Origin of the sequence: Baekduia soli (genome assembly GCF_007970665.1) — a bacterium.
GTDB classification, from domain to species: Bacteria; Actinomycetota; Thermoleophilia; order Solirubrobacterales; family Solirubrobacteraceae; genus Baekduia; species Baekduia soli.
Window position 1 is genome coordinate 3,024,703 of sequence record NZ_CP042430.1, and the last position, 22,456, is coordinate 3,047,158.

The following is a 22,456-nucleotide window of genomic DNA, read 5'->3' on the forward strand; positions in this document are numbered from 1 at the left end:
GTGGTGCCCGCCAGTCCCGCACGCCGAGCTGCCATGGAGGTCGTGCGGCGCGCCATCGAGCAGGGCGCCTACGCCGACCGCGCCCTGCACGGCGCCTCCGCCGGCCTGGACGCCCGCGACCGCGCGCTCGCCAAGCGCCTGGCCTTCGGCACCGTGCAGCGCCGCGGCACCCTGGACTGGGTCATCGACCGCCACGTCCAGCGCCGCCTGGACCCGGAGGTGCGCGCCGCCCTGCAGCTCGGCCTCTACCAGCTGCTCTACACGGAGATCCCGCGCCACGCCGCCGTGGCCGAGAGCGTCGAGCTGGCCAAGCCCAACCCCGGCGCCAAGCTCGTCAACGCCGTGCTGCGCAAGGTCCTGCGCGAGGGCGCCGCGCTCCCCGGCGACGACAACCCCAAGGACGCGGCCGTCCACCACGCCCATCCCGAGTGGCTTGTGCTGCTGTGGTGGGACTGGCTCGGTGCGGACGAGACGCGCGCGCTGCTGGCCGCCGACAACGAGCCCGCCGAGCTGGCGCTGCGCATCAACCCGCTGGCCGGCGTCGAGGTCGACCTGCCCGGCCGCCGCGAGGACGACGCCCTGGTCGTGCAGGGCCCGATCGACGTCCTGGCCCACCCGCTGTACCGGGCCGGGGCGATCACCCCGCAGTCGCGCGCCTCGCAGCGCGTCGCCCGGATCCTCGACCCCCAGCCCGGCGAGCGCATCCTCGACCTCTGCGCCGCGCCCGGCGGCAAGACGACCCACCTGGCCGCGCTCATGGGCGACCGGGGCGAGATCGTCGCCGTCGAGCGCCACGCGCGCCGCGCCGAGGCACTGCGCGTCCAGGCGCAGCGCATGCACGCCACGAGCGTGAAGATCCACGTGGCCGACGCCCGCGAGGTGACGCCGCAGGCGCTCGGCGGCACGTTCGACCGCGTCCTGGTCGATCCCCCGTGCAGCGGCCTGGGCACCCTGAGCTCGCACCCCGACCTGCGCTGGCGCGCCTCGCCGGAGGGCATCGAGCAGCTGCGCGCCGAGCAGGAGGACATCGTCGCCGCGGCCCGCGGCGCGCTGGCCCCGGGCGGGCGCCTCGTCTTCTCGACGTGCACGCTCTCGCCGCGCGAGGAGATCGTCGGGGGCGTGGCGGTGCGCACCCTCCCGCATCGAGACGGGACCGACGGCTTCTATATTGCCGTCGATGGCTGACCGCGGCGGGGGAGACAGGAAGGGCCTGAGCGAGCCCCGTCCGCTCGGCCTCACGTGCCCCGGCTGCGGCGAGCCCTGGCTGCGCCCGAGCACCCTGCCGGGGCGCTACCGCTGCGTGAACTGCCTGCACCGCTTCGAGCTGCGCTCCGTGTGCCCCGACTGCGGCGAGCACTCGACGATCGTCCGCATGTCCTCGACGGCGACGACGGTCTGCAACCACTGCGGCGGCTCGATGCTCGTGGAGGTCTGATGCCGCCGCCGCGGATCGCCCCGTCCATCCTGGCCGCGGACTTCACGCGGCTCGGGGCGCAGGTCGCCGAGGTCGTCGACGCCGGGGCCCGCATCATCCACGTCGACATCATGGACGGCCACTTCGTGCCGACGCTGTCCATGGGCCCCCAGGTGCTCTCGGCGCTGCGCGACCTCGACCTCGGCGTCGAGTTCGACGTCCACCTCATGGTGGAGCGCCCGGAGCGGTTCGTCGCCGACTTCGCGTCGGCCGGGGCCGACGCGATCACCGTCCACGCCGAGGCCACGCCGCACGTCCACTACGCCGTGCAGCGGATCCGCGAGCTGGGCTGCCGCGCCGGCGTGGCGGTCTGCCCGTCGACCCCGCTGGCGATCTACGGCGAGCTCGACGTCGACCGGGCGCTGTGCATGACCGTCAACCCGGGCTGGGGCGGCCAGGCCTTCATCCCCGGCTCACCCGACCGCATCCGGCGGCTGCGCGCCCTGCTGGGCGACGAGCCCGACCTCGAGGTCGACGGGGGCATCGACGCCTCCACCGCGGGCCCGTCGGCCGCCGCCGGCGCCACGCTGTTCGTGGCCGGCAGCGCCGTGTTCGGCGCGCCGGACCCCGCGACCGCCTACGCCGAGATCGCCGCGGCGGCGGGGTGTAGCCAGCCGTAACGACTGGGCCCCGGACGGGGCCGATGATGTGAACGAGCCGTGAGCACCAAGGTCCTCATCGTCGACGACCACCCGACCTTCCGGTCGACCGCTCGCCTCCTGCTGGAGAGCGAGGGCTTCGACGTGGTCGGCGAGGCGCCCGACGGCATGAGCGCCATCGTCGCCGCGGGGGAGCTGCACCCCGATCTCGTGCTGCTCGACGTCAACCTGCCCGACCTCGACGGCTTCGACGTCGCCGCGCGCATCACGAGCGTGCTCGGCGCTCCGGCCGTCGTCCTGACCTCCAGCCGCGACAGCTCGGACTTCGGCCCGCTCGTGCATCGCAGCGGGGCCCGCGGCTTCATCCCGAAGGGAGAGCTCTCGGGCGCAGCCCTCGCGGAGCTGATCCGGTGAGGGCGGGCCCGTGAGCTCGTTGCGCGCGGCGCTCTTCGCGCTGTTCGCCGCGGCCCTGGCCCTGGGGGCCGTCATGGTCGCGATGGTCCTGGCCTCCGACCACGAGGACGCCCAGACCGCGACCGCGATCCTCGGGCCGTTCATCGGCCTGAGCTTCAGCGGCATCGGGATCTTCGCCTGGCTGCGCCGGCCCCACAACCGCTTCGGCGCGCTCATGACCGCGGTCGGCTTCGCGTGGTTCGTCTCGGGGCTGACGGAGGCCAACGACGCCTGGGTCTACACACTGGGCGTCTACCTCGGCCCGCTGTACCTCGTCCTCGTCGGCCACATGCTGCTGGCCTTCCCGGCCGGGCGGCTGGAGACCACCCAGGCCCGGACGCTCATCGCGATCGGCTACCTCGACGTCTTCTTCGTCCAGGTCCCGTTCTTCCTGCTGGGTGGCGACATCGGCGGGCCGGCCAACGCGCCGCGCAACGCCTGGGCGCTGACCGACGCGCCCGACAGCGCGCAGGTCTTCTCCGCCGTGGCCCGGCTCGTGGGCGCCGCGCTCATCGTGTGGCTCGCGGTACAGCTCTTCGAGAAGCGCCGCGCCGCGTCGCCGCCCCAGCGCCGCGCGATGGCGCCGGTCCTGTGGACGGGGCTGGCGCTCATGGTCGCGCTGGCCGTCGCGGCCGGCGCCGACATCTTCAGCGACGGCGGCCCGGTCGTCTCGGGGCCGAGCCTCGGGTCGCTCATCGCGTTCGCGGCGCTGCCGTGGGCGTTCGTCATCGGCCTGCTGCGCACGCGCTACAGCCGCGCCGGCGCCGTCGGCGACCTCGTCGAGCGCCTCAACGCCCAGGGCATCGAGGGCGAGTCGCTGCGCGACGCGCTCTCCGACGCGCTCGGCGACCGCTCGCTGACGCTCGCGTTCTGGTCGCGTGGCTCGGAGCGCTACGTCGACGCGCAGGGCCAGCCCGTCGAGCTGCCGCCCACCTCGTCGCGCTCGCGCGCGGTCACCGAGATCGAGCGCGAGGGCCTCCGGGTCGCTGCGATCGTCCACGACGCCGCGCTGCTGGACGAGCCCGGCCTGGTGCGCGCCGCCGGCGCCGCCGCCGCTCTGGCGCTGGAGAACGAGCGCCTGGAGGCCGAGCTCAAGGCGCGCGTCGCCGAGCTGCAGGTGTCGCGGGCCAAGGTCATCGAGGTCGGCATGGCCGAGCGCCGGGCACTGGAGCGCAACCTCCACGACGGGGCCCAGCAGCGGCTCGTCGCGCTCTCGCTCCAGCTCGGCCTGGCACGCTCCAAGCTGCGCGAGAGCCCGGACGTGGCCGAGCGCATCCTCGACGGCGCCCGCGTCGAGCTCGCCAACGCGCTGGAGGAGCTGCGCGAGCTGGCCCGCGGCATCCACCCGGCGGTGCTCACCGACCGCGGGCTGCCTGCCGCGCTGGAGGCGCTGGCCGGCCGCGCACCGGTCCCCGTGGAGATCGAGGGCGTGCCCGACGCACGCCTGCCGATGCCCGTCGAGGCCGTCGCGTACTTCGTGGTCTCGGAGTCGCTGGCCAACATGGCCAAGTACGCCGACGCCGAATATGCGACTGTCCGGGTTCTCCGCGAGAATGGATACGCAGTGGTCGAGATCGAGGACAACGGCATCGGCGGCGCTGACCCGTCGGCCGGCACGGGCCTGCGCGGGCTGGCCGACCGCCTCGCCGCCCTGGACGGGCGGCTGGAGGTCGACTCCCCCCTGGGGGTCGGCACGACCGTGAGGGCGAGGATCCCTTGCGCGTAGTGCTGGCAGACGACTCGGTGCTGCTGCGGGAGGGGCTCGCGGCGCTCCTGGAGGGCAAGGACTTCGAGGTGGTGGCCCAGTCGGGCGACGCCGAGGACCTGCTGCGCAAGGTCGGCGCCCACAAGCCCGACGTCGCGATCGTCGACGTGCGCATGCCGCCGACCCACACCGACGAGGGCCTGAAGGCCGCGCTGGAGATCCGCTCGCGCTTCCCCGACACCGGGGTGCTCGTGCTCAGCGCCTACGTCGAGGAGACCTCGGCGCTCGAGCTGCTCTCCGACGACGCCGCGGGGATCGGCTACCTGCTCAAGGACCGCGTCAGCGACGTCGACCGCTTCACGGAGGCCGTGCGGCGCGTGGGGGAGGGCGGCAGCGCCCTGGACCCCGAGGTCGTCTCGCGCCTGCTCGGCCGCCGGCGTCGGGAGGACCCGCTCGAGGCCCTCTCCCCGCGCGAGCGCGAGGTGCTCGGCCTCATGGCCGAGGGCCGCTCCAACCACGCGATCGCCGAGGCGCTCGTCGTCACCGAGCGCGCGGTGGAGAAGCACGTGACGTCGATCTTCACCAAACTCTCGCTGCCGCCGACCGTCGAGGACCACCGCCGCGTCCTCGCCGTCCTGGCCTACGTGCAGTCCGCCTGAGCACCGCGTCGGGGACGCGTCACGGGTCCACCGGTGACATCCCCTAGGGGTTAAGGGGGAGCTAGCCGTACCCCGGGAAAATCCCCTGGCTGGGAGGCTGCCCGACATGACCTCCATCGTCTCTGCGCAGGACCTCGGCCGGGTGTTCGGCGAGGGTGGTGCTGCCGTGACAGCGCTCGACGGCGTCACCGTCGACTTTCCCGCCGGCGCGTTCACCGCGATCATGGGCCCCTCGGGCTCCGGCAAGTCCACGTTGATGCACCTGCTCGCCGGCCTGGACCGCCCGACCTCGGGCACCGTGACGCTCGACGGCATCGAGCTGACCACGCTCAACGACGACGCGCTGACCCAGCTGCGCCGCGACCGCGTCGGCTTCATCTTCCAGGCCTTCAACCTGCTGCCCGTGCTGACGGCGTTCGAGAACATCGTGTTGCCGCTGTCGATCGCCGGCCGCGACCCCGACGACGCCTGGGTCGAGCAGCTCATCGACCTCGTGGGCCTTCGCGACCGCATCACGCACCGGCCCAGCGAGCTCTCCGGCGGCCAGCAGCAGCGCGTGGCCGTCGTCCGGGCGCTGGCCAGCCGGCCCGCGGTCGTGTTCGCGGACGAGCCGACGGGCAACCTGGACTCGGCGGCCTCCACCGAGATCCTGCAGCTGCTGCGCCGGTCCGTCGACGAGTTCGGCCAGACGATCATCATGGTCACCCACGACGAGGAGGCCGCCGGCTACGCCGACCGCCTGCTCGTCCTGCGCGACGGCCAGATCGTCGAGGACCGCGCCCCCACCACGTCCGCCGTCGCCTAGGCCCGGAGCCGACCACCATGGCCAAGATCGCCGTCCGCGGGCTGCTCGCCCGCAAGCTCCGCCTTGCCCTGACCGCCCTGGCCGTCGCGCTGGGCGTCACGCTCATCGCGGGCACCTACATCTTCACCGACACCATCACGAAGTCGTTCGACACGATCTTCACGCAGGGCAACAAGGGCACCGACGTCGCGCTGTCGCCGAACAACGACCTCGCCGGCGACAACGACCCGCCACCGATCCCGGCCTCCGTCCTGGCCCGCGTCAAGCAGGTCGACGGCGTCGCCCAGGCCGAGGGTGCCGTGTTCAGCGCGGGCGGCTCGTTCCGCAAGGCCGACGGCTCCAAGCTCAAGGGCAAGGGCTTCAGCGCGATCGCCGGGGCCCACGACGTCAAGCGCTTCGAGTCCTTCGCGCCGACCCAGGGCCATCTGCCCGAGACGGCCGACGAGGTCGCCATCCCCAAGGGCACGGCCGACAACGAGCACCTCAGGCTCGGCGACAAGCTCCAGATCCAGGACGCGGCCCCCAAGAAGCTGTACACCATCTCGGGCATCGTGACGATCGCCGGCGTCGACTCGCTCGGCGGCGGGGTCATCGCGGTCCTGACGCTGCCCGAGGCCCAGCGCATGACCGGCAAGGGCACCGCCTTCGACGAGATCGAGGTCGCCGCCAAGCCCGGCGTGACGCCGGCCCAGCTCAAGGCGCGCATCGCCAAGGTGGTGCCCAAGGGCATCGAGGTGCGCACCGGCCCCGAGCAGGCCGACCAGCAGACCAAGGACATCAAGACGGGCTTCCTGGACTTCCTGCGCACCGCGCTGCTGGCCTTCGCCGGGATCTCCCTGTTCGTCGGGGCCTTCCTGATCTTCAACACGTTCTCGATCACGGTGGCCCAGCGCACGCGCGAGTTCGCGCTGCTGCGGGTGCTGGGCGCCAAGCGCAAGCAGGTGCTGCGCTCGGTCCTGGCCGAGGGCCTGGTGATCGGCGTCGTCGGCTCGGCCGTGGGCCTGGGCCTGGGCATCCTCGTGGCCGGGGGCCTGAAGGCGCTGTTCAAGGCCTTCGGCGCCGACCTGCCGACGACGGGCACGGTCATCGCCTCGCGCACGATCATCGTCTCGCTGCTCGTGGGGACGATCGTCACGCTCATCTCGACGCTGGCGCCGGCGTTCCGGGCCACCCGCGTGCCGCCGCTGGCGGCCCTGCGCGAGGGGCTGGACAGCGGGCACAAGCGCTCGCGCTGGGCCACGCCGCTGGCCGCGCTGCTGACGCTCGGCGGCCTGGCCCTCATGGCGCTCGGGCTGTTCGGCACCGCCAAGGCCAGCGCGGCCCTGTCGCTCATGGGCGGTGGCGCGGTGGCGACGTTCCTCGGCGTGGCGCTGCTGAGCCCCCGCCTCGTCGGGCCGATCGCCGGCTTCGTCGGCATCCCGTTCGAGCGCCTGCGCGGGATCACCGGCCGCATCGCCCGCGAGAACACCGTGCGCTTCCCGGGCCGGACGGCCGTCACCGCCGGCGCGCTGATGATCGGCGTCGCGCTGGTCACGTTCGCCTCCGTGTTCGCCGCCGGCGCCAAGAGCACGATCCGCGAGGCGGTCGACAACGGCTCGCGCGCCCAGGCCGTCGTCGAGAACACCGATGGCTTCAGCGCGTTCTCGCCCCAGGCGACCGCGGCTGTCGCCAAGGTCCCCGGCGTCAAGGAGGTCGCGGCGATCCGCACCGCCCAGGGCCGGATCGACGGCAAGAAGAAGGGCGTCACCGGCGTCGACCAGCGGACGTTCCCCGACCTGTATCACTCGGGCTGGAAGCAGGGCGGCGACGCCACGATGCGCGCGCTCGGCGACGGCCAGGTCCTCATCAGCAAGAAGTACTCCGAGGACAACGGCGTCAAGGTCGGCGACACCCTGCGGATCGAGACGGCCAAGGCCCTCACGGTGCCGCTGAAGGTCACCGGGATCCTGAACGACAAGGGCGGCCTGACCGGCGACCTCGTCGTGACCAACAGCCTGCTCGAGCGCGACTTCGGCGCGCGCAAGGACGCGTTCGTGTTCGTCGGCTACGACGGGTCGCGGCCGGCCACGCAGGTCAAGGCCCAGATCGACCGGCTGCTCGACACCCAGTTCCCCGAGGCCGAGGCCAAGACCAACGGCGAGTTCATCAAGCAGCAGGAGGACCAGGTCAACCAGCTGCTGACCCTGATCTACGCGCTGCTGGCTATGGCGATCATCGTGTCGCTGTTCGGGATCGTCAACACGCTCGTGCTCTCGATCTCCGAGCGCACGCGCGAGCTGGGCCTGCTGCGCGCGATCGGGATGTCGCGCCGGCAGGTGCGCCGCGTCATCCGCTACGAGGCGATCATCACCGCCGAGATCGGCGCGGTGATCGGGCTCGTGCTCGGGATCGTGCTCTCGATCCTGGTGACGCGGGCGATCGACGGCTTCAGGCTGGCGATCCCGGTCGGCTCGCTGATCCTGCTGCTCGTGCTCGCCGCGCTGGCCGGCGTCCTGGCGGCGATCCTGCCCGCGCGCCGCGCGTCGCGCCTGAACGTGCTCGAGTCGCTGGCCTACGAGTAGGCCGACGACGCGGGCGAAGGACTCCGGGGCGGCGGGACATCCCGCCGCCCCGGCCGCGCCTCAGGCCGGGTCGACCGGCAGCCCGGTCGCCCGCCAGGCCTCGAAGCCTCCGGCCAGGTCGGTGGCGCCGGCGAAGCCCAGGCCCTGCAGCGTGGCCGCCTGCAGGAGGTCGTGGATCGTCGTGCGCTCGCCGGCCGTCGAGGGCGCGCTACCCGATCGGCGTCGGGGCAGCCGCCGTCTCGACCTCGGCGTCGTCGGGCACGGGGTCGGGCCCGAGGCCGGGGCGCCGGTACAGGGTCCACAGCAGCGCGCACAGCAGGCCCGCGCCGCCGGCGTAGCCGACCTCGGCCCGGGCGAGCTCGTCGCCGACGATCGGCAGGACCATCCAGACCACGAAGGCCAGCGCGGCGACGATCCACGCCGCGGCGGCCTGGTGGGCGCGCCCGCGGGCCAGCGCGGCCTGGTTGAGCGTGCCCGCTGCCAGGTGCAGGCCCATGCCGACGGCGATGACGGCCAGGCCCAGGCGGCCGTAGCCCTGGTCGGAGGGGAACAGGACGTCCATGACCCACGGGCCGATCGCCAGCAGCCCGACCGCGACCGCGCCCGCGAAGGCGACGATGACGAGGATCGTCTGGCGGATGGCCCGCGCGAACGCCGCGTGGCCCTCCGTGGCCTCCAGGCCGGCGAGGTGGGGCAGCAAGGAGGTCTGCACGGCCTGGAAGAGCTGCAGCGGCGCGCGGGCGATGAGCAGCGCGCTGAACACGACGCCGGCCTTCCCGGAGTCGGGCACGAGCAGCACAGCGGCGTTGAGCAGCGTCTGCTCGCCGAGCTGGATGAGCGCGACGGAGCCCGCGAAGCCCGCGCCCTGGCGCATGTCGCCGCGGGCGCGCGGCACGTCCTGGGCGGCGGCGGCGCCCGCCTCGTGGCGGCCCAGCGCCCACGGGATGACGCACAGCGAGGCCAGCGGCGCGGCGACGATGCCCAGCGCGACGGCGGTCTCGCCGGTGCTGATGCCCACCGCGACGGCCACGGGGAAGGCGAAGCGCGAGAGCGACTCGAACAGCACGAGCCCGCCGTAGAGGCCGAACCACTGGTGCCCGGCGAAGTAGCCGCGGGCGAAGTAGCTGGCGGCGTAGGCCAGGGCGGCGCCGACGAGCACCCAGTACAGCGAGGACTCGCCGTCGAACAGGCCGTCCTGGATCGGGCCGCGCAGCGCCAGGGCCACGACGAGGAACGTCGCGGCGAAGGCGAGCTGAATGAGGGCGGGGACGCGCAGCGGGTGGCCGCCGGCCGAGCCGCGGGCGCGGCGGTCGGCGATGGTGCGCGAGAGGAGCTGCTCGACGGGCCGGTAGATCACCGACATGACGACGAAGAGCACGGCCCACAGCGTCGAGACACGGCCGTAGGCGTCGTCCTCCAGGACGTGGCGGGCGACCGAGAAGTAGGCGAACGTGAAGAGCCCGGTCGCCGCGATCCCGATGCTCAGGATGCGGGCGCCGCTGCCGAACGAGCGGCTCGCGCCGTCCTGGGAGGCCTCAGCCAAGCTTGACGAGCAGCATGGTCCACGGGAACGGCGAGCGTGCCTGCACGACGCTGCCGTGGCGGCTCAACAGCTCCACGAACGAGCGCTTGGACCAGTGGTTGACGTGGCCGGGCGTGTTGCCCAGCTCCTTGAGGTAGGCGCCGCGGGCGAGGTTCAGCCCGCGCCACAGCGGCTCGCGCGGGACGCTGACGAGCAGGTGCCCGGAGGCGCAGCGGGCCATCTCGGCGACGGTGTGCTCGGGGTCCGGAACGTGCTCGAGGACCTCGATGGCCGTGGCGACCTCGAACTCGCCGTCGGCGAAGGGCAGGTTCTCGGCCTTCATGACCCGGTACTCGAGGTTGGGGTGCTGGCGGCCCTTCCAGGCCTCGTGCAGCAGCGGGTCGTCGAGGTCGAGGCCGACGATCCGCCGGACGCCGGGCTTCTGGGCCCACCGGTGGGTCAGCACGCCCTCGCCGCAGCCGACGTCGAGGATGCTCTCGGGCGCGGCGAGCGTGAACAGCTCCTCCAGCGTGGCCTCGAAGTTGGCCATGAGACGGCGGACGACGGGATTGGTCGAGCCGTACTTGTCGTACGTGTTGCCGGTGACCGTGCCCTCGCGGTCGACGGTGACGCCTGAGCTCATAGCTTGAGTGCCTCGCGGTCTTCGGTGCGGCCGGCGGCCTTGGCCCCGGTGGTGGCGGCGGGATGGTCCGGGCCGGCGCCGGGCTGGCCCGGCTCGTAGTGGCTCGGCGGGACGCCGAGCTGCAGCTCGATGCGGCGCACGCGCTCGAAGATGCGCTGGGCCATGATGCGCTGGCTGAGCAGCAGATCGCCGATGACGCCCAGCGCCCCGACCATGACCGCCGCGTTGAAGAGCACCGCGCCGAAGATGAGCGACTGGACGTGGCCCGCGCCCTCGCCGTCGACGTAGGCCCAGACGAAGCGACCGAAGGGGATGAGCGCCAGGATGAAGAGCAGCAGCGCGGCGGTCGTGAAGACGCGCAGCGGCTCGTACTGCGCGTAGATGCGCAGGATGGCCACGGCGTTGCGCCGCACGTAGGAGCTCATCGACGGGAACAGGCGCGACTCGCGCGTCTTCGGGTTGGTCCCGATCGCGACGTGGTCGGTGGCCACCAGCAGCTTGCCGGCCTGGATGATCGTCTCGAGCGTGTAGGTGTACTTGGAGACGACCGCCATCTGGATCGCGGCCTCGCGGTTGTAGGCGCGGAAGCCCGAGGTCGTGTCGGGCAGGTCGGTCTCCGATGCGCGGCGCACGACCCACGAGCCGAGCTTCTGCAGGCGCTTCTTCAGCGGCGAGAAGTGCTCGATGGTGTCGGTCTCGCGGTCGCCGACGACCATGTCGGCGCGGCCCTCGAGGATCGGCACGACCAGCTTGGGGATGTCGTGGCCGTTGTACTGGTTGTCGGCGTCGGTGTTGACGATGACGTCGGCGCCGAGCTTGAGGCAGGCGTCCAGCCCGGCCTGGAAGCCGGCGGCCAAGCCCTTGTTGTTCGTCAGCTTGACGATGTGGTCGACGCCGTTGGCCCGCGCGACCTCGATCGTGCGGTCCGTGGAGCCGTCGTCGATGACGAGCACCTCGACGGAGTCGAAGCCCTCGATCTCGCGGGGGAGGTCGGCCAGCGTCGCCGGCAGCGTCTCCTCCTCGTTGAGGCAGGGGATCTGGATGAAGAGCTTCATGGGAGGGCCTCGGACGGCGCGTGGGGCGGGGCAGCCTGCCGCGGAGCGACTGATGCGTGCCGTACACTCGCGGTCCGAGTATCTCAGAGGGTACCGTCGGTCGCGGAGCCACCCGCCCGGCGTGGCCCAGGGGTGCCGGATCCCGACCCAGCATGGAGAGCGCGACGCTCACCCCGCCGCGCCGTGAGCACGGCCTGCTCGCGCGGCTGCGCGCCGCGCCGTCCCGCGTTTGGGCGCGGGTGGGCTTCGCCGTGCTCTGCATCGGGGCGGCCATCGGGTTCGTGGTGTACCCCACCTACCCCAACTACGACTCGGCCTACAGCCTCCTGTGGGGCCGCGAGGTGCTCGACGGGCAGCTGCCGAGCTTCGACGCCTACCGCGCGCCGACCGAGCACCCGCTGGCCGTGGCCGCCGGCGCCGTGCTGTCGCTGCTGGGCGACACCGCCTCCCGCGTGTGGCTGGGCCTGACCATCGTCGCGTTCTGCGCGCTGGTGGCGGGGGTCTACCGGCTCGGGCGCATGGCGTTCACGCCGTGGGTCGGCGCGATCGCCGGGCTGCTCGTGCTCAGCCGTCTGGACTACCCGTTCCTGGCCGCCCGCGGCTACATCGACATCCCCTATCTGGCGCTCGTGGCGTGGTCGGCGGCGCTCATCGCCGAGCGCCCGCGGCGCGGCGGGGTCGTCTGGGTCCTGCTGGCCTGCGCGGGGCTGCTGCGGCCCGAGGCCTGGCTCCTGGGCGGCGCCTACTGGCTCTGGTGCGCCTGCCCGGCCCAGCCCCTGGCGCGCCGCGTGCGGACCGCGGCCTACGTCGCGGTGGCCCCGGTGCTGTGGGTGCTGACCGACCTCGCCGCGACCGGTGACGCGCTCTTCTCCCTGCGCCATACGAGCTCGCTGGCCGCCGACCTCGAGCGCACGCGGCCCGCGAGCCAGGCGCCGAGCCTGCTCGTGCACTCCCTGTCGGAGATCCTGAAGTGGCCCGTGCTGGCGGGCGCCCTGCTCGGTCTCGCCCTGGCGCTGCTCTTCGCCCGGCGCCGCGCGCTCGTGCCGCTGGCGCTCACCGCCTCGGGCGTGCTGACCTACGGCGCGATCGCCGTCGCGGGCCTGTCGGTCATCGACCGCTATCTCGCGGCCACCGCGCTGGGGCTGCTCGTCTTCGCGGGCTTCGCGGTGGCGGGCTGGAGCCTGCTGCCGGCCCGCCACCGGGCGCGGCGGCCGTGGATCGCGGCGGCCGTGCTGGTCGCCGTCGGCGGGGCCGGCTTCACCGCGACGCACCTGCATCCGGGCTACATCGACCGTGAGCTGCGCACCCGGCGCGAGCTGCGCGACGAGCTCGGGCGGCTCATCACGACCCCGGCGTTCACGCTGGCCCGCCGCTGCGGTCCCATCAGCGTCCCCAACCACAAGCTCATCCCCGACACCCGGTGGCTCCTGCACGCCGACGCCGACGAGGTGCTGGCCCGCAGCGCGCTGCCGGACTTCGGCCGCCGGCAGCACGGGGTGCAGGTCTTCGTGACGGGCCCGGACATGCTCAGCAACTCGACGTACGGCCCGTTCGTCTCCACCGTGCACGACGATCCCCGGATCCAGGTGCCCGGACCGGGCGCCGTGCTCATCGACCGGACGCCGCATTTCGCCGCCTATGCCACCTGCTGACCTCGCCACCGCGCCCGTCCCCCCCGGCCGTCCGGCCGGTGCGGCCACGTGGCGCTCCCGCCTGGCGGGGCTGCCGTGGCCGGCGATCGCGCTGCTCGTGCTGGCCACGGCCACGTTCGTCGGGTTCCTGGTCTACCCGACCTATCCGAACTACGACAGCTACTACTCCATGCTCTGGGGCCGGGAGATCCTGCACGGCCACCTTCCCAGCTTCGACGTCTACCGCACGCCGACCGAGCACCCGCTGGCCATCGCGTTCGGCGCCGCGCTGTCGCTGCTGGGGCGCGGCGGCGACCGGGTCATGGTCTTCTGCACCGAGGCGTCGTTCGTGGTGCTGTGCGCCGGGGTCTACCGGCTCGCACGCCGGGCGTTCACGCCGCTCGTGGGCCTGGCCGCGGCGGGGATCCTCTGCACCCGCTTCGACTTCCCGTTCCTGGCCGCCCGCGCCTACATCGACATCCCGTACCTGGTCTTCGTCGTGTGGGCCGCGGCCTTCGAGCTCGAGCGCCCGCGCCGCGGCGGCATCGTCTGGGTCCTGCTGGCCTGCGCCGGCCTGCTGCGCCCGGAGGCCTGGATCCTCATCGGGCTCTACTTCCTGTGGATGGCCTCCGGCGAGCTCGGCGCGGCCTCCGCGGCCCAGCGCGTGCGGCGCTGGACGCGCTACGCGGCGGTCGCGGCGATCGGCCCGGTCGTCTGGGTCGCGGTGGACTTCATCGTCACCGGCCACCCGTTCTTCTCCCTGCAGCACACGAGCGGCCTGGCGGACGAGCTCGGGCGGACCAAGGGCCTGTCCGAGGTGCCGTCCGCGATGAAGCGGTTCTTCTACAGCCTGGCCAAGGCCCCGGTCATCTACGCGGCGATCGCCGGCTTCGTCGTCGCGCTGTGGCTGGCCCCGCGGCGGGTGGTCATGCCGACGGTCCTGTGGCTCATCGGCACCGGCACGTTCGTGCTCGTGGGGATCGCCGGCCTGTCGGTCATCGATCGCTACCTGCTCGTGCCCACGCTCATGGTCATGGTCTTCGCGGCCGTGTCGCTGGCGGGCTGGACGATGCTGCGCGAGGACCTGATCATCCGCAAGGTCTGGGCGGTGGCCGCCGGGCTCATCGTCGTCTACGGCGTCGTCTTCACGGCCACGCGGGTCAACCTGCGCGTCTTCGACAGCGAGCTCAAGCTGCGCGGCGACTCCCACCACGCGCTCGTGCGGCTGCTCGACCAGCCGCGGGTGCGCGCGGCGCTGCACCGCTGCGGCCCGCTCTCGACGCCGTCGCACAAGCTCGTCCCCGACTCGCGCTGGGTCCTCGGCGCCGGCGCGGGCGGGGTCCTCGCGCGCGCCGACCCGGCTGCGCGCACGCGCATCCAGCGCGGGGTGGCGCTCTACGTGGTCGACCGCGCGGCGCTGCTGCGCCAGGCGCTGGTCGACAAGAGCGACGACGTCTTCAACGACATCCCGATGAGCGGCTTCAGCCGCCTCGCGTTCAACGACTACTACTCGGTCTATGTCCGCTGTTGATGCCGGCGGCCGGGCCGGCCTGACCACGGCCGACGAGGCGGGCACCGACGCCGAGGCGCCGGGGGGCGACGACGCGGGCCGGGGCGCGGCGCGCCGGACCCGGCTGGGCTGGGGCCTGGCGGTGCTCGCGCTGCTGGCGGGCAGCCTCGCGCTGCGCGTGTGGGGCGCCAAGCAGGGTCTGCCCTACGCCTACAACGCCGACGAGAACGCCCACTTCGTGCCGAAGGCCATCGGCCTGTTCGGGCACGGGTGGAATCCGGACTACTTCGTCAACCCGCCCGCCTACACCTACGTGCTGCACGTCGTGTTCGCGGTGTGGTTCGGCGGTCGTGCCGGGGTCTCGGAGGTCTTCGCCCGCGACCCGACCCAGGTCTTCCTGGTGGCGCGCCTGGTCGCGGCGGCGTTCGGGACGCTCTCGGTGTGGCTCCTGTACCTGGCCGGGGCGCGGCTGTTCGCCGATCGCCGCGTGGGGTTCCTGTCGGCCGCGCTGCTGGCCGTGGCGTTCCTGCCGGTCTTCTACTCGCACCTGGCGCTCAACGACGTGCCGACGCTCGCGCCGATCTGCCTGTCGCTGTACGGCACGGCGGGCATCGTGCACGGCGGGCGGCTGCGCGACTACGTGCTCGCCGGCGCCGGGCTGGGCCTGGCGTGCGCCACGAAGTACACGGGCGGGATCGCGCTGCTGCCGCTCGTGGGGGCGGCCGCCGGGGCGTTGCTGCTGCGGGGCGTCCCGGGCGCGCGTGCCTCGGCCGCGCGCGGCCTGGTCGTCGCGGGGATCTGCGCGCTGGTCGCGTTCCTGATCGCCAACCCCTACGCGCTGCTGGACCACGTCGCGTTCTTCGACGGGCTCAACCACCAGTCCACGGTGGCCGACGACGCGCTGGGCAAGCTCGGCCTCACCGAGGACAACGGGCTGGCCTACTACCTGTGGACGCTGACCTGGGGGCTCGGGTGGGTCCCGGCGATCGGCGCCGCCGTCGGCGTCGTCCTCGTGGCCAAGGACTCCCGCCGCCTGGCCGTCGTGCTCGTGCCCGGTCCCGTCCTGTTCCTGGTGTTCATGGGCACGCAGGCGCGCTTCTTCGGCCGCTGGCTCATGCCGGTCTTCCCGATGATCTGCCTGTTGGCCGCCTACGCGCTGCTGCGGATCGCGATCGCCGTCGGTCGCCGGCGGCCGGTCCTGGCGCCGACGATGCTCGCGCTGGCTGCCATCCTGCTGTGCGGCCAGGGGCTCGTCGCCTCCCTGCACAGCGGGCAGGTGCTGTCGCGCGCCGACACCCGCAACATGGCCCGTGACTGGTTCGTCGCGCACGTGCCGCCCAAGACGAAGGTCGTCGTCGAGCCCGTGGTGCCCGACGGCTGGGCGCAGGACATCGGCCGCCCGTCCCCGCTGACCCAGAACGGCAACCGCTGGGTCAAGTACCCCACGAGCCGCTCGAACATCGCCAACGACGGCTCCCAGCTTCCGGGGCCGGGGCGCATCGTCAACATCGAGGACTACGAGCGCACGCTGTACCCCGGGCTCGTGGACGTCTACGAGAAGGCCGGCTACTGCTGGGTCGTCGTGGGATCCACGCAGCGCGGCCGTGCCGAGGTCGAGCCCGACTCCGTGCCCCAGGCCCTGGCCTACTACCGCGAGCTCGAGCGCCGCGCCGACACCGCCTACGTGGCCTCGCCCTACCGCAAGGGCGCCGGTCCCGTGGACTTCAACTTCGACTGGTCCTTCGACTTCTACCCGCTGGCCTACCACCGCCCGGGCCCCACGATGTGGATCTACCACCTGCGCGGCGGGCGCTGCGCGGGGGGCTGAGGGAAGGCGTCTCCGGAGCCCCAGGCGCCCCGGACCCACCGTGGGTCGATCCGGGTGTCGTATGGACACCGGATTCGACCCAGCGTCCCGCGGCGCGGCGCGCCACCTGCCCCGACGTCCCCGCGGGCGTCCAGGCGGGCGCCGGCGCCACCCTCGTATCCTGCATCGCGGTGCAGCGGACCGACACCGACCACCAGTTCCTCACCCGGGCCATCGACCTCGCGGGCCGTGGGCGCGGCCGCGTGCATCCCAACCCGGTCGTGGGCGCCGTCGTCGTCAAGGACGGTGTCGTGCTGGGGGAGGGCTGGCACGCCGAGTACGGGGGGGCCCACGCCGAGGTCAACGCGATCGCCGACTGCGACGGCGCCGACCTCACCGGAGCCACGATCTACGTCTCGCTCGAGCCGTGCTGCCACCAGGGCAAGACCCCGCCGTGCACCGACGCGATCCTCGCCGCCGGCATCAGCCGCGTCGTCGTGGCCGCCGACGACCCGACGATCAAGGCCTCCGGGCGCGGCCTCGGGATCCTGCGCGACGAGGGCGTGACCGTCGACGTCGCCGGCGGCGAGCTGGCCGCCCGCGCGCGCCTCTCCAACCAGGCCTTCCGCAAGCTGGCCCGCACCGGCCGGCCGTGGGTCCTCTTCAAGTCGGCGATGACCCTCGACGGCAAGGTCGCCACCCGCACCGGCGACTCCAAGTGGATCTCCTCGGACACCAGCCGCGCCCTCGCGCACCGCTGGCGCGCGTCGGTCGACGCCGTCGCGGTGGGCATCGGCACCGCCCTGGCCGACGACCCCCAGCTCACCGCGCGCATCGACGACTCCGACGGGCCGCCGCTGCGCCAGCCCCGGCGCGTCATCTTCGACGCGACCGCCCGCCTGCCGCTGGACTCCAAGCTCGTCGCCGAGGTGCACACCGTCCCGCTGACCGTCGTCGTCTCCCGCGCCGCGCACCGCTCCGCCACCGACGCGCTGGAGACCGCCGGCGCCGATGTCATCGTCGCCACGGGCCAGAACGAGCCCGGCCGCGTGCGCTCGGCGCTGGACCAGCTCGGCGAGCGCGGCGTCGCCGCCATCCTGCTCGAGGGCGGCCCGCACCTGGCCGGCGCCTTCCTGGACGCCGGCGAGATCGACGAGGTCCGGCTCTTCCTCGCCCCGCTGCTGCTCGGCGGCAGCAAGGCCCGCGACCCGCTGGAGGGCGAGGGCGTCGAGCGGATCTCCGAGGCGCTGCGCGCCCTCACCCTCGACTGCGAGCGTGTGGCCGACGACATCCTCGTCAGCGCCCGCCTGCGGGAGTGGTGAGGTCGTGTTCACCGGACTCGTCGAGGACCTGGGCACCGTCGTGGGCGTCGAGGCCGGCGACGGCGGCACGGTGTTGACCGTCGACACCGCGCTGGCCGGCCAGGTCGGCGAGGGCGACAGCGTCGCGGTCAACGGGGTCTGCCTCACCGCCACCGGCGTCGCGGACGGCCGGCTGCGCTTCGACGTCATGCACGAGACGCTGCGGCGATCGTCGCTGGCCGGCGTCGCGCCCGGCTCGGCCGTCAACCTCGAGCTCGCCCTGCGCGCCGACGGGCGCCTGGGCGGCCACATCATGCAGGGCCACGTCGACGGCGTGGGGACGATCGCCGCCGTGCGCGAGGACGGCTTCGCCCGCCTCGTGACGGTGTGCGCGCCCGCCGAGCTGCTGCGCTATGTCGTGGAGAAGGGCTCGATCGCGGTCGACGGCGTCAGCCTGACGGTCGCGCGGGTCGACGACGAGACGTTCGACGTCTCGCTCATCCCCGAGACCCTGCAGCGCACCAACCTGGGCGCCCTGACCGGCGCCGCCGCCGAGCACACCGTGAACCTGGAGGTCGACGTGGTGGCCAAATACCTTGAGAAGCAGGTCAGCGCGGTCATGTCCTCGCAGGTCCAGGACCTCGTGGAGCGCCACCTGCGCGCGCAGCCGGGGGACCGGGCGTGAAGCCGCAGACCCAGGCCCGCGACGAGATCGTCTTCGCGTCCGTCGAGGAGGCGCTGGAGGACATCGCCGCCGGGCGCATGGTCGTCGTCGTCGACGACGAGGACCGCGAGAACGAGGGCGACCTCGTCATGGCCGCCGAGTTCGTGACCGCCGACGCGGTGAACTTCATGACCCGCCAGGCCGGCGGGTGGATCTGCCTCACGCTGACCGCCGAGCGCTGCGACGAGCTCGGGCTCGAGCTCATGGCGCTCAAGAACGAGTCGGCGCACGAGACGCCCTTCACGGTGACCATCGAGGCGCGCGAGGGCGTCACGACCGGCATCAGCACCGCCGACCAGGCGCACACGATGCGCACCGCGGTCGACCCGGCCAAGGGCCGCGCCGACATCGTCGTCCCGGGTCACGTGCACCCGCTGAAGGCACGCGACGGCGGCGTCCTGGAGCGAACGGGCCACACGGAGGCCTCCGTGGACCTGGCGCGCCTGGCCGGGCTCACGCCCGCCGGCGTGATCTGCGAGATCCAGAACGAGGACGGGTCGATGGCCCGCGTCGGCGACCTGGCCGCCTACTGCCACAAGCACGGCCTGCGGATGATCACCATCGCCGACCTCATCGCCTACCGGCGCCGCCACGACAAGCTCGTCGAGCGCGTCGTGTCGACGGCGATGCCGACCGGCTTCGGCGAGTTCACCGTCTACGGCTACCGCTCGCTCGTCGACGACAAGCACCACGTCGCGATGGTCAAGGGCGATGTCGCGGGCCGCACCGACGTGCTCGTGCGCGTGCACTCGGAGTGTCTGACCGGCGACGTGTTCCACTCGCTGCGCTGCGACTGCGGCGAGCAGCTGGAGTCCGCGCTGGCGATGATCGAGCGCGAGGGCGAGGGCGTGCTGCTCTACCTGGCCCAGGAGGGCCGGGGCATCGGCCTGCTCAACAAGCTCAAGGCCTACAAGCTCCAGGAGGAGGGCTTCGACACCGTCGACGCCAACCTCAAGCTCGGGCTGCCCGCCGACCTGCGCGACTACGGCATCGGGGCCCAGATCCTCGTCGACCTCGGGCTGACGTCGATCCGGATCCTGACCAACAACCCCAAGAAGATCCATGGCCTGCAGGGTTACGGGCTCAGCGTCAGCGCCCAGGTGCCGATCGAGCACGCGCCCAACCCGCACAACGAGGCCTACCTGCGCACGAAGGCCGAGCGCATGGGCCACACGCTGCACCACCAGGGGCTCCCGCTGGACGAGGAGCTGCTGGCCAGCGAGCACGCCGAGGACCGGGCCCGCGAGGAGGGCGAGCGGTGAGGATCGCGCTCGTCGTCGCGCGGTTCTACGAGGACCTGGCCGAGCGGCTGGAGGCCGGGGCGCGGGCCGTCCTGGCCGAGTCGGGCATCACCGACCTCGAGACCTTCGACGTGCCCGGCGCCTACGAGCTGCCGATGGCCGCCAAGCTCGCGGCCGAGTCGGGCCGCTACGCCGCCGTCGTCTGCCTCGGCGCGGTCATCCGCGGCGAGACCTCGCATTACGACTACGTCTGCGGCGAGGCCGCCCGCGGGATCCAGACCGTGCAGCTGGAGACCGGGGTGCCGTGCTCGTTCGGCGTGCTGACCGTCGACACGCTGCACCAGGCGCTGGCGCGCTCGGGCGGCGACAAGCGCGACTCCGGCCGGCACGCCGCCGAGGCCGTCCTCGCGCTGCTGGCCGTCAAGCAGCGCTTGGCCACCGCGGGCTGACGGCTCGGCGCCCGGCGGTGGCGGTCGGCGGTAGGCTTGGCCGGTGACCCTGGAGATCGTCGCGATCGGCATCACGGTGCTCGCCCACCTGGTGGGCGCGGGGGTCCTGATCTGGACGCTCGTCGACGGCGAGAACATCGACTGGCGCGCGCTCTGGCCGCGTGACGACGACGGTGGCGGCGGTGGCGGTCCCGAGGGGCCGACGACGCCCGATCCCGGCGACGGCGGCGTGCGCGTCGGCGGCCCCCTGCTGCCCGACGCGGCGCCCAGCGCGGTGCGGCTGCGCAAGCCCGGCCGCATCGGCGACGGCTACCCGCGCCCGGGCCGGCGTCCCGAGCACGCCCCCACGCGCCCGGGCGTCCCGGCCCGCCCCGCCGGGCCCCCGCCGGGCGACTGACGGCCGCGGCTCAGCCCGCGGCGCCCTTGCCGTCCTTGCCCTTGCCCTTCGCGCGGCCCGGCGGCGTCCCCGCGGGGTCCTGGCCGGCCAGCCGCTGCGCGGTGCGCAGCTCCTTCTCGACGGTGCCGCGCTGGTCGTTGCTGATGCGCAGGCGCTCCTGCAGCAGCGGGATGGCCTCGGCCGGGCGGCCCGACAGGCGCAGGGCCCAGCCGAGGTTGTAGAGGTTGTAGGCGTAGTCGGTGCTGCTGTGGTCGCCGGAGGCCCGGAACGCGTCGGCGGCCCGCTGCAGCAGCGGCAGCGCTCCCGCGGGGTCGCCCGGCAGCATCGCGTAGCCGGCGTTGTTGAGCTCGGCGGCGCTGCGGCCGTCGGTCGCCGGCGCCGGTGCGGTGGTCGCCGGGGCCGCCGTCGTCGCGGCGGGGGTGCTTGCGGCGGGGGCCGCGGTGGTCGCCGGGGCGCGCACCGCGGCGCCCGAGGAGCGCTGGGCGGAGGAGCGCCGGACCGTCGGGCTGCCGGCGGTGCCCGAGCCGCCCTGGTTGCCCTCGTCGCCGATGAGCGCCGCCGCGGTCCCGCCGGCGATGCAGAGCGCCGCCACGCCCGCGATCGCCGCGCCCCGGCGCCGGCGCGGCCGCGCCACGGGCCCGGGCGGGACCCGGGTGCGGTCCTCCTCCGGCGCCCGCGCGTGCGGCGGGGGCGGCGCGGGCGGGGCCGGGGCCCGGCTGACCGTGGGCGCCGTGACGGGCTCCGAGCGCGCGAAGCGCGACATGCCCGGCGCCCGGACGCCGAGGACGTCGCGCAGCCGCGCGACGAAGTCCGCGGCGCTGGCCGGGCGCTGCGCGGGGTCCTTGGACAGCCCGTGGCGCAGCACCGCGGCGGCGGCCTCGCAGGGGCCGGTGGGCGTCGGCGGCTCGGCCTCGACATGGGCGCGGGCCTGGGCCATGGGGGTCTCGCCGCCGAACGGCCGGTGCCCGCACAGCAGCTCGTAGGCGACGACCGCGAGGCTGTAGCGGTCGCTGGCCGGCGTCGCGGCGTGGCCCCGGGCCTGCTCGGGCGACAGGTAGGCCGCGGTCCCCAGCACCTGCCCGGCCTGCGTGACCTGGGTCGAGCCGGCCAGCGACGCGATGCCGAAGTCGCCGACCGCCAGGCGCTGGGCCTCGTCGAGCAGCAGGTTGCCGGGCTTGACGTCGCGGTGGACGATGTCGGCGGCGTGCGCGGCGTCCAGCGCCTGGCCGGCCTCGTCGAGCCAGCGCAGCGCCAGCGCCGTGGGCACCGGCCCGCCGGTCCGCAGCCGGTCGGCGACGGTCCCGCCGGCCAGCAGCTCCATGACGATGAAGGCCTGCGGCACCGCGTCGGTGCTCTCACCGATGTCGTAGATCGTCACGACGTGCGGGTGGTCGGAGACCCGCGCGGCGGCGCGCGCCTCGCGGGTGAATCGCCGCCGCGCCGCGGGGTCGGCGGCGTAGCCGGGGGCGAGGACCTTGACGGCCACCACGCGCTCCAGCACCTCGTCTCGCGCCGCCCACACCGACGCCATCCCGCCGTTGGCCAGATGGCGCTCGACGCGATAGCGATCCGGCAGGGCGACGTGCGTCTGCAGGCCGGACATCGTCACGCGGACTACCCTAGGCCAGGACCGGCTACACCGGCCGTGGGTCGGGCCGTCGGCCGGCCCGGGCCACCGCAGCGCTCCCCGGGTGCCGCGGCCGCTACACTGCGCGGCCGAATGTCGAAGGTATGCCACAGCTGCGGGAAGGGCCCCGCGTTCGGTCAGAGCCGCAGCCACTCCATGCGGGCCACCAAGCGCCGGTTCGATCCCAACCTCCAGAAGGTGCGGATCCTCGTCGGCGCGGCGCCGCGCCGCGTGTACGTCTGCACCCGCTGCCTCAAGGCCGGCAAGGTCACCAAGGCCGTCTAGCCCCTCCG

At 73.7% G+C, this 22,456-nt stretch carries 21 protein-coding genes; 17 read left to right on the forward strand and 4 right to left on the reverse strand.

The features are described 5' to 3' along the window. The first annotated feature begins 3 nt into the window (after positions 1–3). The 8 genes from rsmB to FSW04_RS14380 all read left to right on the forward strand — a co-directional run bounded on the left by rsmB (position 4) and on the right by FSW04_RS14380 (position 8,256). Complete coding sequence (gene rsmB, locus FSW04_RS14345; RefSeq protein WP_146920395.1) at positions 4–1,185, forward strand: 16S rRNA (cytosine(967)-C(5))-methyltransferase RsmB; 1,182 nt, start codon at positions 4–6, stop codon at positions 1,183–1,185. Continuing rightward, on the forward strand, positions 1,178–1,435 hold the full coding sequence (locus FSW04_RS14350) for a YfgJ family double zinc ribbon protein (RefSeq protein WP_146920398.1): 258 nt from the start codon (positions 1,178–1,180) through the stop codon (positions 1,433–1,435). The genes rsmB and FSW04_RS14350 overlap by 8 nt, the downstream gene beginning before the upstream one ends. After that, positions 1,435–2,094 (forward strand): ribulose-phosphate 3-epimerase, encoded by a 660-nt coding sequence (gene rpe, locus FSW04_RS14355; protein ID WP_146920400.1) that lies wholly within the window; start codon positions 1,435–1,437, stop codon positions 2,092–2,094. Before FSW04_RS14350 ends, rpe begins: the two co-directional genes overlap by 1 nt. Before the next feature lie 39 nt (positions 2,095–2,133). Beyond that, positions 2,134–2,487, forward strand: coding sequence for a response regulator (locus FSW04_RS14360; RefSeq protein WP_146920402.1), 354 nt, complete (start codon positions 2,134–2,136; stop codon positions 2,485–2,487). Positions 2,488–2,497: 10 nt separating this feature from the next. Then, positions 2,498–4,252, forward strand: coding sequence for a sensor histidine kinase (locus FSW04_RS14365; protein WP_146920405.1), 1,755 nt, complete (start codon positions 2,498–2,500; stop codon positions 4,250–4,252). Beyond that, a complete protein-coding gene (locus FSW04_RS14370; RefSeq protein WP_146920407.1) occupies positions 4,243–4,890 on the forward strand; it encodes a response regulator transcription factor in 648 nt (215 codons plus the stop codon). Before FSW04_RS14365 ends, FSW04_RS14370 begins: the two co-directional genes overlap by 10 nt. A 106-nt stretch (positions 4,891–4,996) precedes the next feature. After that, entirely contained in the window at positions 4,997–5,695 is a 699-nt protein-coding gene (locus FSW04_RS14375) for an ABC transporter ATP-binding protein (RefSeq protein WP_146920409.1), read from the forward strand. A 17-nt stretch (positions 5,696–5,712) separates the two neighbouring features. After that, positions 5,713–8,256 carry an ABC transporter permease gene (locus FSW04_RS14380; RefSeq protein ID WP_146920411.1) on the forward strand — a complete coding sequence of 848 codons (2,544 nt, stop codon included), beginning with the start codon at positions 5,713–5,715 and terminating at the stop codon, positions 8,254–8,256. Positions 8,257–8,464: 208 nt separating this feature from the next. Here the strand turns inward: FSW04_RS14380 and FSW04_RS14385 are convergent, their stop codons facing one another. Genes FSW04_RS14385 through FSW04_RS14395 form a run of 3 tightly spaced genes read right to left on the reverse strand, consistent with a single transcriptional unit; the run spans position 8,465 to position 11,476 of the window. After that, positions 8,465–9,799 (reverse strand): lipopolysaccharide biosynthesis protein, encoded by a 1,335-nt coding sequence (locus FSW04_RS14385; RefSeq protein ID WP_146920414.1) that lies wholly within the window; start codon positions 9,797–9,799, stop codon positions 8,465–8,467. Further along, positions 9,792–10,421, reverse strand: coding sequence for a class I SAM-dependent methyltransferase (locus FSW04_RS14390; protein WP_146920415.1), 630 nt, complete (start codon positions 10,419–10,421; stop codon positions 9,792–9,794). Before FSW04_RS14390 ends, FSW04_RS14385 begins: the two co-directional genes overlap by 8 nt. Next, a complete protein-coding gene (locus FSW04_RS14395) occupies positions 10,418–11,476 on the reverse strand; it encodes a glycosyltransferase family 2 protein (RefSeq protein ID WP_146920417.1) in 1,059 nt (352 codons plus the stop codon). Before FSW04_RS14395 ends, FSW04_RS14390 begins: the two co-directional genes overlap by 4 nt. Before the next feature lie 152 nt (positions 11,477–11,628). On the opposite strand from FSW04_RS14395, the gene FSW04_RS14400 reads away from it, so the two are divergent. From FSW04_RS14400 to FSW04_RS14435, 8 genes are all read left to right on the forward strand, one after another. Further along, positions 11,629–13,128, forward strand: coding sequence for a hypothetical protein (locus FSW04_RS14400; protein ID WP_146920419.1), 1,500 nt, complete (start codon positions 11,629–11,631; stop codon positions 13,126–13,128). Beyond that, positions 13,115–14,638 (forward strand): hypothetical protein, encoded by a 1,524-nt coding sequence (locus tag FSW04_RS14405; protein WP_146920421.1) that lies wholly within the window; start codon positions 13,115–13,117, stop codon positions 14,636–14,638. The genes FSW04_RS14400 and FSW04_RS14405 overlap by 14 nt, the downstream gene beginning before the upstream one ends. Then, positions 14,625–16,445: an ArnT family glycosyltransferase gene (locus tag FSW04_RS14410; protein WP_146920423.1), complete on the forward strand. Its 1,821-nt coding sequence runs from the start codon at positions 14,625–14,627 to the stop codon at positions 16,443–16,445. Before FSW04_RS14405 ends, FSW04_RS14410 begins: the two co-directional genes overlap by 14 nt. Before the next feature lie 170 nt (positions 16,446–16,615). Beyond that, complete coding sequence (gene ribD / locus FSW04_RS14415) at positions 16,616–17,746, forward strand: bifunctional diaminohydroxyphosphoribosylaminopyrimidine deaminase/5-amino-6-(5-phosphoribosylamino)uracil reductase RibD (protein WP_146920425.1); 1,131 nt, start codon at positions 16,616–16,618, stop codon at positions 17,744–17,746. Between the two features lie 4 nt (positions 17,747–17,750). Beyond that, positions 17,751–18,410, forward strand: a complete 660-nt coding sequence (locus FSW04_RS14420; RefSeq protein WP_146920427.1) for a riboflavin synthase — start codon at positions 17,751–17,753, stop codon at positions 18,408–18,410. A 77-nt stretch (positions 18,411–18,487) separates the two neighbouring features. Next, positions 18,488–19,711, forward strand: coding sequence for a bifunctional 3,4-dihydroxy-2-butanone-4-phosphate synthase/GTP cyclohydrolase II (locus tag FSW04_RS14425; protein WP_407652987.1), 1,224 nt, complete (start codon positions 18,488–18,490; stop codon positions 19,709–19,711). Continuing rightward, positions 19,708–20,139, forward strand: coding sequence for a 6,7-dimethyl-8-ribityllumazine synthase (gene ribH / locus FSW04_RS14430; protein ID WP_146920429.1), 432 nt, complete (start codon positions 19,708–19,710; stop codon positions 20,137–20,139). The genes FSW04_RS14425 and ribH overlap by 4 nt, the downstream gene beginning before the upstream one ends. 43 nt (positions 20,140–20,182) lie before the next feature. Next, positions 20,183–20,536 (forward strand): hypothetical protein, encoded by a 354-nt coding sequence (locus FSW04_RS14435; protein ID WP_146920431.1) that lies wholly within the window; start codon positions 20,183–20,185, stop codon positions 20,534–20,536. A 10-nt stretch (positions 20,537–20,546) separates the two neighbouring features. Here FSW04_RS14435 and FSW04_RS14440 read toward each other — a convergent pair whose 3' ends face one another. Beyond that, on the reverse strand, positions 20,547–22,139 hold the full coding sequence (locus tag FSW04_RS14440) for a serine/threonine-protein kinase (protein ID WP_228431283.1): 1,593 nt from the start codon (positions 22,137–22,139) through the stop codon (positions 20,547–20,549). Between the two features lie 117 nt (positions 22,140–22,256). On the opposite strand from FSW04_RS14440, the gene rpmB reads away from it, so the two are divergent. Further along, positions 22,257–22,448 (forward strand): 50S ribosomal protein L28, encoded by a 192-nt coding sequence (rpmB, locus tag FSW04_RS14445; protein ID WP_146920436.1) that lies wholly within the window; start codon positions 22,257–22,259, stop codon positions 22,446–22,448. The last annotated feature ends 8 nt before the right edge of the window (positions 22,449–22,456 follow it).

Coding starts and splice junctions, on each gene's coding strand:
- FSW04_RS14350 (WP_146920398.1), top strand. CDS start 1,178: ATGGCTGACCGCGGCGGGGGAGACAGGAAGGGCCTGAGCGAGCCCCGT.
- rpe (WP_146920400.1), top strand. CDS start 1,435: ATGCCGCCGCCGCGGATCGCCCCGTCCATCCTGGCCGCGGACTTCACG.
- FSW04_RS14375 (WP_146920409.1), top strand. CDS start 4,997: ATGACCTCCATCGTCTCTGCGCAGGACCTCGGCCGGGTGTTCGGCGAG.
- FSW04_RS14380 (WP_146920411.1), top strand. CDS start 5,713: ATGGCCAAGATCGCCGTCCGCGGGCTGCTCGCCCGCAAGCTCCGCCTT.
- FSW04_RS14390 (WP_146920415.1), bottom strand. CDS start 10,421: ATGAGCTCAGGCGTCACCGTCGACCGCGAGGGCACGGTCACCGGCAAC.
- FSW04_RS14395 (WP_146920417.1), bottom strand. CDS start 11,476: ATGAAGCTCTTCATCCAGATCCCCTGCCTCAACGAGGAGGAGACGCTG.
- FSW04_RS14400 (WP_146920419.1), top strand. CDS start 11,629: ATGGAGAGCGCGACGCTCACCCCGCCGCGCCGTGAGCACGGCCTGCTC.
- FSW04_RS14405 (WP_146920421.1), top strand. CDS start 13,115: ATGCCACCTGCTGACCTCGCCACCGCGCCCGTCCCCCCCGGCCGTCCG.
- FSW04_RS14410 (WP_146920423.1), top strand. CDS start 14,625: ATGTCCGCTGTTGATGCCGGCGGCCGGGCCGGCCTGACCACGGCCGAC.
- FSW04_RS14425 (WP_407652987.1), top strand. CDS start 18,488: ATGGTCGTCGTCGTCGACGACGAGGACCGCGAGAACGAGGGCGACCTC.
- FSW04_RS14440 (WP_228431283.1), bottom strand. CDS start 22,139: ATGTCCGGCCTGCAGACGCACGTCGCCCTGCCGGATCGCTATCGCGTC.
- rpmB (WP_146920436.1), top strand. CDS start 22,257: ATGTCGAAGGTATGCCACAGCTGCGGGAAGGGCCCCGCGTTCGGTCAG.